Annotated in this window: 15 protein-coding genes; 5 read left to right on the forward strand and 10 right to left on the reverse strand. The window is 72.6% G+C overall.

Going from position 1 to position 12465, the window contains the following annotated elements; all coding sequences use genetic code 11:
* Both EOE48_RS26285 and EOE48_RS26290 read right to left on the reverse strand, forming a co-directional pair.
* A partial coding sequence (locus tag EOE48_RS26285; protein ID WP_246154930.1) for a transglycosylase SLT domain-containing protein occupies nucleotides 1–771 on the reverse strand: 771 nt, incomplete at its 3' end.
* A 123-nt stretch (nucleotides 772–894) separates the two neighbouring features.
* A complete protein-coding gene (locus EOE48_RS26290; protein ID WP_127733846.1) occupies nucleotides 895–2067 on the reverse strand; it encodes a phosphoserine transaminase in 1173 nt (390 codons plus the stop codon).
* A 287-nt stretch (nucleotides 2068–2354) separates the two neighbouring features.
* Here EOE48_RS26290 and EOE48_RS26295 point away from each other — a divergent pair, with 287 nt between their 5' ends.
* Together EOE48_RS26295 and EOE48_RS26300 are read left to right on the forward strand one after the other, a co-directional pair.
* The gene (locus EOE48_RS26295) at nucleotides 2355–3830 is read left to right on the forward strand and encodes a SulP family inorganic anion transporter (protein WP_127733847.1); all 1476 of its coding nucleotides are present in this window, start codon (nucleotides 2355–2357) and stop codon (nucleotides 3828–3830) included.
* 289 nt (nucleotides 3831–4119) lie between these two features.
* Nucleotides 4120–4761 (forward strand): GDSL-type esterase/lipase family protein, encoded by a 642-nt coding sequence (locus tag EOE48_RS26300; RefSeq protein WP_127733848.1) that lies wholly within the window; start codon nucleotides 4120–4122, stop codon nucleotides 4759–4761.
* 22 nt (nucleotides 4762–4783) lie between these two features.
* On the opposite strand, the gene trmD is transcribed toward EOE48_RS26300, so the two are convergent.
* Nucleotides 4784–5512: a tRNA (guanosine(37)-N1)-methyltransferase TrmD gene (gene trmD / locus EOE48_RS26305; RefSeq protein ID WP_127733849.1), complete on the reverse strand. Its 729-nt coding sequence runs from the start codon at nucleotides 5510–5512 to the stop codon at nucleotides 4784–4786.
* A 104-nt stretch (nucleotides 5513–5616) separates the two neighbouring features.
* Between trmD and EOE48_RS26310 the strand changes: the two genes are divergently transcribed.
* A complete protein-coding gene (locus tag EOE48_RS26310) occupies nucleotides 5617–6462 on the forward strand; it encodes a bestrophin-like domain (RefSeq protein WP_127733850.1) in 846 nt (281 codons plus the stop codon).
* Here the strand turns inward: EOE48_RS26310 and rimM are convergent.
* The 7 genes from rimM to EOE48_RS26345 form a co-directional block, all read right to left on the reverse strand.
* Nucleotides 6395–7069 carry a ribosome maturation factor RimM gene (gene rimM / locus EOE48_RS26315; protein WP_127733851.1) on the reverse strand — a complete coding sequence of 225 codons (675 nt, stop codon included), beginning with the start codon at nucleotides 7067–7069 and terminating at the stop codon, nucleotides 6395–6397. The genes EOE48_RS26310 and rimM overlap by 68 nt on opposite strands.
* Nucleotides 7070–7080: 11 nt before the next feature.
* Nucleotides 7081–7440: a 30S ribosomal protein S16 gene (rpsP, locus tag EOE48_RS26320; RefSeq protein ID WP_127733852.1), complete on the reverse strand. Its 360-nt coding sequence runs from the start codon at nucleotides 7438–7440 to the stop codon at nucleotides 7081–7083.
* A gap of 141 nt (nucleotides 7441–7581) precedes the next feature.
* Complete coding sequence (ffh, locus tag EOE48_RS26325; protein ID WP_127733853.1) at nucleotides 7582–9159, reverse strand: signal recognition particle protein; 1578 nt, start codon at nucleotides 9157–9159, stop codon at nucleotides 7582–7584.
* A gap of 20 nt (nucleotides 9160–9179) precedes the next feature.
* Complete coding sequence (locus EOE48_RS26330; protein ID WP_127733854.1) at nucleotides 9180–9401, reverse strand: eL24 family ribosomal protein; 222 nt, start codon at nucleotides 9399–9401, stop codon at nucleotides 9180–9182.
* Between the two features lie 206 nt (nucleotides 9402–9607).
* Complete coding sequence (locus tag EOE48_RS26335; RefSeq protein WP_246154918.1) at nucleotides 9608–10267, reverse strand: TadE/TadG family type IV pilus assembly protein; 660 nt, start codon at nucleotides 10265–10267, stop codon at nucleotides 9608–9610.
* Nucleotides 10264–10887: a TadE/TadG family type IV pilus assembly protein gene (locus EOE48_RS26340; RefSeq protein WP_127733855.1), complete on the reverse strand. Its 624-nt coding sequence runs from the start codon at nucleotides 10885–10887 to the stop codon at nucleotides 10264–10266. Before EOE48_RS26340 ends, EOE48_RS26335 begins: the two co-directional genes overlap by 4 nt.
* A 15-nt stretch (nucleotides 10888–10902) precedes the next feature.
* The gene (locus EOE48_RS26345; RefSeq protein ID WP_127733856.1) at nucleotides 10903–11385 is read right to left on the reverse strand and encodes a pilus assembly protein N-terminal domain-containing protein; all 483 of its coding nucleotides are present in this window, start codon (nucleotides 11383–11385) and stop codon (nucleotides 10903–10905) included.
* 277 nt (nucleotides 11386–11662) lie between these two features.
* Here EOE48_RS26345 and EOE48_RS26350 point away from each other — a divergent pair, with 277 nt between their 5' ends.
* Together EOE48_RS26350 and EOE48_RS26355 are read left to right on the forward strand one after the other, a co-directional pair.
* Complete coding sequence (locus tag EOE48_RS26350; RefSeq protein WP_127733857.1) at nucleotides 11663–11830, forward strand: Flp family type IVb pilin; 168 nt, start codon at nucleotides 11663–11665, stop codon at nucleotides 11828–11830.
* A 91-nt stretch (nucleotides 11831–11921) separates the two neighbouring features.
* The gene (locus EOE48_RS26355; RefSeq protein ID WP_127733858.1) at nucleotides 11922–12428 is read left to right on the forward strand and encodes an A24 family peptidase; all 507 of its coding nucleotides are present in this window, start codon (nucleotides 11922–11924) and stop codon (nucleotides 12426–12428) included.
* Nucleotides 12429–12465 lie beyond the last annotated feature (37 nt).

Genomic DNA, 12465 nt, shown 5'->3' on the forward strand with positions numbered 1-12465 from the left:
GGCCGGGGCCGCGCGGGCGGCCGGCGGCAGGGATGCGTCGGCGGCGGCCACCGCCGTCTCGCCCTCGGAACGCGGGAAGTAGCCCGGCGGGGCGGCGGTCGCGGCCGCGCCCTCGGGGCTGCGGCTGCGCCACAGGCGGGCGACGCCGTCCGAGACCGGGCCGCCGCGGCGGGCATCGGTCTGGAACAGCGAGCGCAGGCCCGATCCGGCCTCGGCGGTGTAGGCGGTCGGGCCCTCGGCGACCGGTGCCGCGGCGGCGCTCGCCGGCGGCGGCGCGGCGGACTGGCTCGCGGCGCCGCGGGCGCCGAGCACGTGGGCGGCGTAGAGGTCGCCGGCGGTCGGCTCGCGGCCGAGCTCGGCGCCGAGCGCCTCGTGGTTGCGCCGGGTCAGGGCGCCGGCCATCGCGGCGGCGGCCTGCGGGTCCTGGCGCAGGTCGAGGATCGCCTGCCGGGCGGCCGGGTCGCTCACCGCGTAGCCGCCCTGGGGCTTGGCCGTGATCGCGTCCGCGTAGGCGCCGAGGCCGAGGTCCGGCCCGTCCTGCTTGAGCACGCCGAGCCAGGTCTGCTCGATGAACTGGAACAGCCCGGTCGCCGAGGAGGTGCCGGCCTTCGCGGACGGGTCGAGGCCGGATTCGCGCTTGGCGGTGGCGAGAAGATAGTCGAAGCCGATGCCGGTCTTCTCCGCTCCCTGCCGGATCGCCTCGACCACCGGGCTCGCCGTGGCGGTGCGCGGTGCGGTCTCCCGCGGGGTCGGCGTGGTGAACAGGAACATGGGCACCCGGACGGCACGGGCGCGAGAGAGGCGGCCCGTCGGCGTGGGTCTCAGACTGCTCCGATCATGGTTAAGGAACCGCTGAAGACCGCGGCCCGGGATCGTCCCGGGCCGGGGACGGGCTCAGGCCGCGCGGGCGGCGAGCCGCGCCTTCTCCTGCGCGAAGGCCCAGTCGAGCCACGGCGTCAGGGCTTCGAGGTCGGCCGCCTCGACGGTGGCGCCGCACCAGATCCGCAGGCCGGGCGGGGCGTCGCGGTAGGAGCCGATGTCGTGGGCGACGCCCTCGCGCTCCAGGGTCGCGGCGATGCCCTTGGCGACGGCCGCGCCGGCCTCCGGCCCCTTCGCGGTCACGTCGGGATCGGTGACGACGAGGCAGACGCTGGTGTTCGACGCGGTCGCCGGATCCTGCGCGAGGTTGCCGATCCACGGCGTGCGGGCGACCCACTCGGCGATCACGCGGGCATTGGCGTCGGCGCGGGCGCACAGGCCGGCGAGCCCGCCGGCGGCCTGCCCCCAGCGCAGGGCGTCGAGGTAGTCCTCGACGGCGAGCATCGAGGGAGTGTTGATGGTCTCGCCCTCGAAGATCCCCTCCATGAGCTTGCCGCCCTTGGTCAGGCGGAAGATCTTCGGCATCGGCCAGGGTGGAGAATAGCTTTCCAGCCGGGCGACCGCCCGGGGCGAGAGCACCAGCATGCCGTGGGCGGCCTCGCCGCCGAGCGCCTTCTGCCAGGAGAAGGTCACGACATCGAGCTTGTGCCAGTCGAGCCGCTGGGCGAAGGCCGCCGAGGTGGCGTCGCAGAGCACCAGCCCCTCGCGGTCGGCGGCGATCCAGCCGGCATCCGGCACCCGCACGCCCGAGGTGGTGCCGTTCCAGGTGAACACCACGTCGCGGGTCTTCGTGTCGACCGCCGACAGGTCGGGCAGCCGGCCATAGGGCGCGGTGACGACGCGGGCGTCGAGCTTCAGTTGCTTGACCGCGTCGGTGACCCAGGTCTCGCCGAAGGATTCCCAGGCCAGCATCTCCACCGGCCGGGGCCCGAGCAGCGACCACATCGCCATCTCGACCGCGCCGGTATCGGAGGCCGGCACGATGCCGACCCGGTAATCGTCCGGCACTTCCAGCACCGCCCGGGTGAGGTCGATCGCCTCCTTCAGCTTCGTCTTGCCGAGCCTGGCGCGGTGCGAGCGGCCGAGCGCCGCGTCGCCGAGGGCGGCGGGGGTCCAGCCGGGGCGCTTGGCGCAGGGGCCGGAGGAGAAGTGCGGCACGCGCGGGCGCGCCTCGGGCCGGGTCGTCATGGTGTGGGCCATCCGTCGCGATGGAAGCCCGCTTGCCTGCGGGAGCCGCCGGGCATGACCGAGGGGACGGCAGGGGTCAAGCGGCGCCACCGCCGGCCTGTGTTGCGTCGCAGCACCGATGCGCCTATGGGGGATGGATGACGCAGGATCGAGCCCGCCACGCCTCCCGGCCCACGCCGCCGTAGCCGTCCGCTCTCCCGCCGTTCCACCGCCATTCCCCGGCTGCCCGCGTCTTTCGCGGCAGCCCCTCCCCGGCCGCCTGCGCCGGGACGCTGCGAGCATCCCCGATGAACCTGAACCGCCTGCGGAGCGAATGGGCTCCGAACGTCACCCGTGAACTCCTGGCCGGCACCGTCGTCGCCCTGGCGCTGATCCCGGAGGCGATCGCCTTCTCGATCATCGCCGGCGTCGACCCGAAGCTCGGCCTCTATGCCTCGTTCTGCATCGCGGTCGTCACCGCCTTCGCGGGCGGGCGGCCGGCGATGATCTCGGCGGCCACCGGCGCGATGGCGCTGGTGATGGTGACGCTCGTCAAGGAGCACGGCGTCGCCTACCTGTTCGCCGCCACGATCCTGACCGGGCTGATCCAAATCGCGGCCGGGTTCCTGCGGCTCGGCAACCTGATGCGGTTCGTCTCGCGCTCGGTCGTCACCGGCTTCGTCAACGCGCTGGCGATCCTGATCTTCCTCGCCCAGATGCCGGAGCTGATCGGGCGCGGCCCGGTGGTCTACGCGATGACGGCGGCGGGCCTCGCGCTCATCTACGGATTGCCGCGGCTCACCCGGGCGGTGCCCTCGGCGCTGGTCTGCATCCTGGTGATGACCGCGCTCGCGATGGCGCTCGGCCTCGACATCCGCACCGTCGGCGACATGGGCGCCCTGCCGGACGCCCTGCCCCACCTCGCCTGGCCGGAGGTGCCCCTGACCCTCGAGACGCTGCGGATCATCGCGCCCTACTCCCTCACCCTCGCGATGGTCGGGCTGCTGGAGAGCCTGATGACCGCGGCGATCCTCGACGAGATGACCGATACCGGCTCGAACAAGAACCGCGAATGCGCCGGCCAGGGCCTCGGCAACGTCGCGGCGGGCCTGCTCGGCGGCATGGCCGGCTGCGCGATGATCGGCCAGTCGGTCATCAACGTCTCGTCCGGCGGGCGCGGCCGGCTCTCGACCCTGTGGGCCGGCGCCTTCCTGCTGTTCCTGATCGTGGTGCTCGGCCCCTACGTCGCCCGGATCCCGATGGCGGCCTTGGTCGCGGTGATGATCATGGTGTCGATCAACACCTTCCAGTGGCGCTCGATCCGCAGTGTCGCCACCAATCCGTGGAGTTCGAGCGTGGTGATGCTCGGCACCGTCGCGGTGGTGGTGGCGACCCACGACCTCGCCAGGGGCGTGCTGTTCGGCGTCGTGCTGAGCGGGCTGTTCTTCGCCCACAAGGTCACGCGCTTCTTCTCGGTCGCCTCGGTGCGGGACGGGGATGCCCGCACCTACCGGGTCTCGGGCCAGATCTTCTTCGCCACCGCCGAGGCGTTCCACGCCGCCTTCGACTTCCGCGAGGCGGACCTGTCCCGGGTCGTCGTCGACCTGAGCGCGGCGCATTTCTGGGACATCTCGGCGATCAACGCCCTCGACCGGGTGGTGCTGAAGTTCCGCCACCACGGCATCGCGGTCGAGATCACCGGCATGAACGAGGCCAGCGCCACGATGGTCGAGCGGCTGGCGACCCACGACAAGCCGGGAGCGGCGTTCTCGGCGGGGCATTGACGCGGACTCCGGCCACTCACCCAGGGCACGGGCTCGATCCCACAGGATTAAGCCGACCTGCCTAGGCATTCGGAGCCGATCGGTGCAGCGCAACAGCGTGAGGCGGCAGACGATCCCGCCCCCGATCGGCCCATGATGATTTCGCGTGCATCACGGGAACACTCCCGTTACATCGTACGCGGGGCGGCGAACGAGCGTTCTTCTCGGATACAGCCGAGGAACGCTACGCAACGCCTTCCGAGGCATGTCGTCGGAGTTCTCCGCCGTGTCGTCATTCTGGAGACTTGAGATGGGGATCCTTCATCGCGGACGCTCCGCGCTCGTCCGGATATTCGTTTCGATCGGATTTGTCGCAGCGCTCGCCGTGCCGGGCGCCGTCTCGTCGGCCGACGCCGCGCAGATCAGCATCGTCGCGCTCGGAGCCAGCAACACCGATGGCAAGGGCGTCTCCCGCGCCGAGGCCTATCCGGCCCAACTCGAACGGATCCTCCGCGACAAGGGGCTCGACGTCTCCGTCACGAATGCCGGGATCAGCGGCGACACGACCGAAGGCATGCTCAACCGCCTCGATTCGTCCGTGCCAGAGGGAACCCGGCTGGTCATCCTGCAACCGGGCAACAACGACGGCCGCGGCGGCAAGCGCCAGGGCTACCGCGTGATCGATCCCGAAGCGACGGCCGGCAACCTCGAATCCATCGTGTCCCGGTTGCAGGCGCGCGGCATCGCGGTGGCGATCTTCGCCGGATATCACGGCGTCGCCCGCGACGTCGCGGCCCACACGCACAGCGTCTTCCTCGGAGGGATCAGGGCCGGCGTGCCGGCGGCGGCGATCCAGCCCGACGGCGAGCATTTCCTGCCGGAAGGCTACGCCATCGTGGCGCAGCGCATCGCCCCCAGGATCGTCGCGATGTTGGGACGGGGGCGGCACTGACGAGGCGACGCGCGGCCCAGGGTCAGTCCGTCGGATCCGCGCTCGTCGCAACCGGACGACGGTCCCGCGCCAGCAGGTCCGGCCGGCGCTCCCGCGTGAGGCGGGCGGCCTCGGCCGCGCGCCAGCGGGCGATGGCGTCGTGGTTGCCGCCGGTGAGCACGTCGGGGATCGTCCGTCCCTCCCAGTCCCGCGGGCGGGTGTAGTGCGGATATTCGAGCCCCGGCCCCTCGAAGCTCTCCTCGACGCCGGACGCCACCTTGCCCATCACGCCGGGCAGGAGCCGCACGCAGGCGTCGATCGTCACCAGGGCGGCGATCTCGCCGCCCGAGAGCACGTAATCGCCGATCGAGACCTCCTCCAGGCCGCGGCCGGCGATCACCCGCTCGTCGACGCCCTCGAAGCGGCCGCAGACGGCGATCAGGCCCGGGCCCTCGCTCAGGGACCGCACCCGCTGCTGGGTCAGCGGCCGGCCGCGCGGGCTCATCAGCAGGCGCGGGCGCGGGTCGTCGGGCGCCGCGGCGGCGTCGATGGCGGCGGCGAGCACGTCGCAGCGCAGCACCATCCCGGCCCCGCCCCCCGCCGGGGTGTCGTCCACGGCGCGGTGGCGGCCGAGGCCGTGGTCGCGGATGTTGCGCGCCTCCAGGCTCCAGGCGCCCCGCTCCAGGGCATCGCCCGAGAGCGACAGCCCGAGGGGACCGGGGAACATCTCCGGGTAGAGGGTGAGGATCGTGGCGCGCCAGGGGGAGGTCATGCCGGGGTGATCGCGCGGGTGCGGGATCGGGTCAACGCTTCGCACACCCCCGCGGGCTAGAACCGGCCCCAGGGGCATCTCGCCCGGCCACGCGACCCGTTCCGATGCTCGGCTTCCTGCTCGACCAGCCGGCCTGGCTGATCTTCCTGCTGCTGATCGCGTTCTTCGCGGCGGCCTGCCTCGGCCTGCACGCGCTGGCGTTCTCGCGCCCGACCCGCGGCTTCGCCCGCAGCCTCGACGGCCTCGTGCCGAGCTATTTCGGCGTCGTCTCGATCCTGCTGTCGCTGCTCACCGGCTTCGTGGCGAGCGACGCCTGGGAGCGCCAGCGGCACGCGGTGCGCGCGGTGCAGCAGGAGCGCGACAGCCTGATGACCCTCTACGACCTCAGCGTCGCCTCGAAGCCCGACATGTCGGCGATCCGGGCCGACCTCGCGACCTACGTCGCGGCGGTGATCGACGAGGAATGGGCGCTGATGCGCTATGCCGGCCGCTCGTCCGCCGCCGGCGCGGCGATGGACCGGTTGCTGCGGGCGACCGCCAACCCGCGCCTCAGCACCGAGGCCGGGCTGGCGGTCCACAACGCGATGCTCGACGCCGCGATGCGCCTGCGCAGCGCCCGCAGCGACCGGCTGACGCTCGCCGACAACCCGGTCGACGAATCGAAGTGGATCACGCTGCTGGTGCTCGCGGTCCTGACCCTGGTCTCGCTGGCGCTCGTCCACATGGAGCGGCCCCGGGCCTCGATCGTCGCCATGACGCTGTTCGCGATCGGGATGGTGACGACGCTCGGCCTCGTCGCCCTGCACGAGCGGCCCTTCGGCGGGCCGAACCGGGTCGAGCCGCACTCCCTGGTGCGGCTGCGCGCGACGATGAACGCCGCTCTCAGTCCGGGTCAGTGTCGGGTTCCGGACGCGCCGGCGCGAACAGATCCTCCGGCGGATCGATCGTGAGGCGGCGGCCGGCGATGTCGACCTCGGGCACGAAGGCGCGGGTGAACGGCAGCAGCGCCGAGGCGCCGGCGGTCGAGACGATGTCGAGGAGGTCGCCGCCGCCGTAATTCGGCACCGCCCGCACGGTGCCGACGCGGCTGCCGTCGCGGTCGTGGACCGCGAGCCCGACGAGGTCGGCGGTGAGGAACTCGTCCTCGTCCTCCGGCGCGCCGAGGCGTTCGCGCGGGGCGTAGAGGGCGAGGCGGTTGAGGGATTCGGCGCCGGTGCGGCCGCTCACGCCCTTGACCCGGGCGATCAGGATGTCAGGGATTCCGGTCGCCGGGCGCAGGGACAGGATCTCGACGGCACGGCCGTCGGCCCCGGTCAGCACGCCGTAGCGGCCGATCGCCTCCGGGTCGCCGGTATAGGATTTCACCCGCACCTCGCCCGCGAGGCCGTGGGCGCGACCGAACTCGCCGAGCAGGACGAGGTCGGGGTCGCTCGCGATGTCACGGCGGGCGGCCGGGCCACCCGCAGGGGCAGCTTTGCCACCCGCGGGAGCGGGCGTGTCGCCCGCCGGGCGGCGTGGCCCCCCGCGGCGGGGGGCGGCGTCGGGCCGGCGGGCCATGGTGCCGGGCCTTACGCCGCGGCGTCCTCGCCGGCGCCGGCCTTCTCGGCGCGGGCGGCGGCGCGCTCCTTGGCCTTGGTGCCGGGCTCGGCCTTCTTCGGGTTGTTGCGGGCAGGGCGCTTGGCGAGGCCGGCGGCGTCGAGGAAGCGCAGCACGCGGTCGGTCGGCTGGGCGCCCTTGGCGAGCCACGCCTGGATCTTCTCGGCCTCGAGGGTCACGCGGGCCGGATCGTCCTTCGGCTTCATCGGGTCGTAGGCGCCGACCTTGTCGATGAAGCGGCCGTCGCGCGGCGAGCGGGCGTCGGCGACGACGATGCGGTAGTACGGGCGCTTCTTGGCGCCGCCGCGGGTGAGACGGATCTTGAGCGACATGGTGGTCTCCTGACTGGATGTCGTTGCGAGGTGTGGTGGATCCCGATCCGGACGGAGGGCTCGGCTAGGCCGGCGGCCTCGCCCGGACGGATGGCGTCGGCTCCCGTCGGGAGCCCGGACCGGCCGCTGCGTGCGGCACGGTCACTTCTTCTTCCCGAACGGCAGGCCGCCGAGGCCGGGCAGGCCCGGGAGCTTGCCCCCGCCGAGGCCCGGCAGGGACGGCATCCTGCCCGGCGCGCCGAGGTTCGGCGGCATCGGCGGCAGCTTGCCGCCAAACTGCTTCTCCAGCGCGGCGATCTGCTCGGGCGTCGGCTCGGGCATGCCGCCCGGCATCCCCCCGCCCATCATCTTGCCCATCTGCCCGAGCCCGCCGCCGCCGAGCCCGAACATGTTGCCGAGCGCCTGCCCGATGCCGCGCTTGCCCTGCCCCATCGCCTTCATCATGTCGGCCATGGTGCGGTGCATCTTGAGGAGCTTGTTGATCTCCGCCACGTCGACGCCCGCGCCCCTAGCGACGCGCTTCTTGCGCGAGGCCTTGAGCAGGTCGGGGTTCTTGCGCTCGGCCGGCGTCATCGACGAGATGATCGCGCGCTGGCGCTTGAACATCGTCTCGTCGAGGTTGGCGCCCTCGACCTGCTTCTTGATCTGGCCCATGCCGGGCAGCATGCCCATCAGGCCGCCGATGCCGCCCATCTTCTCCATCTGGGCGAGCTGCATCGACAGGTCGTCGAGGTCGAACTTGCCCTTGCGCATCTTCTCCGCGGCGCGGAGAGCCTGCTCGTGGTCGATCGTCTCGGCGGCCTTCTCGACCAGCGAGACGATGTCGCCCATGCCGAGGATGCGGTTGGCGACGCGGTCGGGGTGGAACTCCTCGAGGGCGTCGACCTTCTCGCCGGTGCCGACGAGCTTGATCGGCTTGCCGGTGACGGCGCGCATCGACAGGGCCGCGCCGCCGCGGGCGTCGCCGTCCATGCGGGTCAGCACGATGCCGGTGACGCCGAGCCGGGCGTCGAAGGCGCGGGCGGTGTTGACCGCGTCCTGGCCGGTCAGCGCGTCGGCGACGAGCAGGACCTCGTGCGGACGGGTCGCCGCCTTGACCTCCGCGGCCTCCTGCATCAGCGCCTCGTCGAGGGTGATGCGGCCGGCGGTGTCGAGCATCACCACATCGAAGCCGCCCAGCCGCGCGGCCTCCATGGCGCGCCGGGCGATCTGCACCGCGGTCTGGCCGGCGATGATCGGCAGGGTGTCGACGCCGACCTGCTGGCCGAGCACCGCGAGCTGCTCCATCGCCGCCGGGCGGCGGGTGTCGAGGGAGGCGAGCAGCACCCGGCGCTTGTCGCGCTGGGACAGGCGGCGGGCGATCTTGGCGGTGGTGGTGGTCTTGCCCGAGCCCTGGAGGCCGACCATCAGGATGCCGACCGGCGCCGGGGCGTTGAGGTCGATGATCTCGGCCGAGGAGCCGAGCATCGCCACGAGCTGGTCGTTGACGATCTTCACGACCATCTGGCCGGGCGTCACCGACTTCAGCACGACGGCGCCGACCGCCTGCTCCTTCACCTTGTCGGAGAAGTCGCGCACCACTTCGAGGGCGACGTCGGCCTCGAGCAGGGCGCGGCGCACCTCGCGCAGGGCGGCCGTCACGTCGGCCTCGGTCAGGGCGCCGCGGCGGGTGAGCCCGGACAGGATGCCGGAGAGGCGGTCGGAGAGACCTTCGAACATGGCTGTCGTCCCCTGCGCGCCTACTCGTCGTTGCCGGCGGTGGCGGCCCGGCGCGCCTGGAGCGCGCCCTCGAAGTGCCGCACCGCCTGCTCGAACTTGTCCCGGCAGCCCGGATTGCAGAAGCCGACCACGGCGCCGCTGTAGAGCGTCAGCGAATCGGCGGCGACCGGCTTGCCCGACCACGGGCAGGTCTGGTTCACCGCGTCCTCGATGCGCAACCGCGCCGGGTCCTGGCCGTTCATCCGGTCGTCCTGATGGCGGCCGTTCGCCGCCGGTATCCTGGGCATCCGCTCAACGCCGGACGCGCCCGAGGGCGCATCGCGCTGTCGGGCGTTGACCTCCGGCCTCTCGGACCGGTCGGCTTGGCGTGAGGCATCAACCTCGGGATGGGGCGGGTTAGAGGCAGCGGGCGCCGGAGTCAAGATCCGGGTCCAGGCGATTGCGCCCCTCAGAAGTTGACCGGGCAGACCACGCCGCCGGGCAGCACCGCCTCGGGACCGGTGCCGTTCGCCTGGGTTCCCCCGCGCACCGGCCAGACGATCTGGTCCCTGAGCGACGCCAGCCCGCCCTCCGCACCCAGGTACGACGCGAGGCTGGAGCCGAGCATCGGCTTGTAGGTCATCGACAGGATCACCGCGACGTAGCGGGTGCCCTTGGCCTTGTAGGCCGCCGGCACGGGCGGCAGGCCCGTCGACACGGTGGTGGCCGTGACCGCCGGCGGCTCGGCGTTTCCGCTCGACTGGCTGCCCGAGCACACCTTCACCTGGGTGGCGGCGTCGTCGTAGACCCCCACCGCCAGGACCGTGATGGTCGCGCTCGCGGGATCGAACGGCGCCAGGATCGCGCGTGCCGCCCGGATGGTGTTCTGGAGGCTCTCTGTGGTCACCGGCAGCGTCTGGCGCGAGATCAGGTCGGCGACCGACCGGGTCGCCAGCGCGACCTTGCGCGCGTTGCTGATGTACTGGGCGAGCTCGCTCGCGCCGAGATACAGCCCGATCAGCACCGGCAGCATCAGGGCGAACTCGACCGCCGCGATGCCCCGCCGGTCGGCCGCGAACCGGCGCGGCGCGGCAGGGCACCCCGGACCGCGGCCCCCGGGGGGGCTCACTTGTAGGGCTCCGTCCGGAAGGCGACCGCGGTCTGGATGATCCGCGACCGGCCCTGGCTCGCCTTGTAGGTCGAGGGGTTGAGCAGGCTGAAGAAGGCGGGAATCGCGACCGCCGCCTGCACCACGACGATCTGGTTGTCCTCCGGCGCCTGGTAGCGGGTGCCGAAGCCGGCGCGCCAGTCCCCGGTCGCGGGGTCGATCGGGCCGGTGATCGCGATGCCCCTGTTGTCGGGCAGGGCGAGCACGTCGACCTTGACGTCGCCGCAGGGAAAGATCGTCACCCGATCCCGGCACAGCAGGATCTTGAAGTTCGCGAGCGCCTGATCCGCCGAGCTGCCGGCGGCGAGGCCGCCCTGGAACTGCCCGGTATAGATCTGGCGGGCGGTGTCGCTGACCGCGATCTCGAGGTTCTGGCTGGCGAAGAAGCCGAGCGCGGTCTCGAAGATCGCCCCGACCAGAGCCAGGAACGGGATCGAGATGAGGGCGAACTCGACCGCGGCGACCCCGTCGTCGGCGCGGCGGAACCGGCGTGCCCCGCGGCCGAGGGCGGCCCGGAGTAGGCGGGGACGCCCCGGGAGGTCGGGCCGCGCGGGGAGAGTCGGCAGGGGCGCCATCGGCATCGGGGCGTCTGCCGGCTACTGCGTCGCCAGCGTGTTGCGCTGGCCGGCCTGTCCGCTGATCTCGCCGAAGTATTTCGGTGCGTCGCCGAGTTGCACCGCCGGTAGGCAGGCCGGGGTGCACGAATAGGTCTCTCGGTCGAGCCCGCGCTGCACCGTGACCATGGCGGTGCCGCCGGCCGTCACGCTGATGCGCGACTCCGCCAGCATCGCGCCGGCGCCGTCGAGGGCGATGAGGTTGGTGCTGCCAAAGCTCTTGCCGGTGAGGACCACGACGCCGTTCCGCTGCAGCGACACGTCGGCGATGATCGGGTTGCCGACGATGACGGTCGCGGTGCGCTCGGGCAGGCGCATCACCTTGGCGCTGTCGACCGATACGGTGACGACGCCCGATCCCTCGCCGGCGGCCGCGGCGGCGCTCGCCACGCCGGCGAGGCAGGCCGCCAGCAGCCCGCGGCGCAGGCGGGCGCGGGCGGGCGAGGGGCGGACGGGCCGGGCCATGGGTCGGATCTCGCGGGCGGACGGTGCTGCTTGCCATAGGGGACCAGGATCGTTGCCGAATCGCTAAGGTCGCCGCCGGTACCGGAATACCGGTCGATTGCAGCGTCGGCGGTAGGGCTTCGTTGACGGTCGCGACGGATCCCCCGTGGACGGCCGGTTGCGAAGATCGTTTTAACCTCGCCGCAACTGCACGGCGATAGGTTGCGAGCGTCCCGATCGGCCACCTCCAACGATGCCGACGGAGCTGCAGGGTCACCGAACCGAAGGGCATTCCCTCATGGCCACTTTCCTCAAGCGTTTCGCCTCCGACGAATCCGGTGCCACCGCGATCGAATACGGTCTGCTCGCGAGCCTGATCGCCGTTGCTCTCATCACCGCGGCCAGCACGCTCGGCAACAACATCGGCAACACCTTCACGAACGTCGCCAAGAACATCAACAAGTGACGGGCCGCCGCGCCGACGGCCGGTCCGGTCCGGGTGTTCCCCGGCCGGGCCGCCTCGCCGGTCCGTCCGCGGCCGCTCCGGGGTCCAGAGGATGGCCACCTTCGCGCTTCTCGTCGCCTTCCCGTTCCTCATGGCCTACGCTGCCGCGAGCGACCTGCTGACGATGACGATCCCCAACCGCCTCGGCGCCGGGCTCGTCGCGGGCTTCGTCGCGGTCGCGCTGGCGTCCGGCCTCGGCTGGGCCGAGATCGCCGGGCATGTCGGCGCCGGGCTCGTCGTCCTGGCGGCGGGTTTCGGGCTGTTCGCCGCCGGTGCGGTCGGCGGCGGCGACGCCAAGCTCGCGGCGGCGACCGCCCTGTGGCTCGGCTTCGGCGCCCTGCCCGAGTATCTCGTCGTCGCGTCGCTGGCCGGCGGGGTCCTGACCCTCGGCCTGCTCACCCTGCGTGCGCAGCCCCTGCCCGCCTTCGCGGCCTCCTGGCCGTTCGCGCTCCACCTGCACGACCGCGACGCCGGGGTGCCCTACGGCATCGCGCTCGCGGCGGCCGCCCTCGTGGTGTGCCCGGCCGCCCCGCTGTGGCGGATCGCCCTCGGCCCCTGACCGGGCGCGCACCGTCAGTGAACCGTTAACCTTAAGT

Source organism: Methylobacterium oryzihabitans (assembly GCF_004004555.2).
In the GTDB taxonomy this organism is placed as follows: Bacteria; Pseudomonadota; Alphaproteobacteria; order Rhizobiales; family Beijerinckiaceae; genus Methylobacterium; species Methylobacterium oryzihabitans.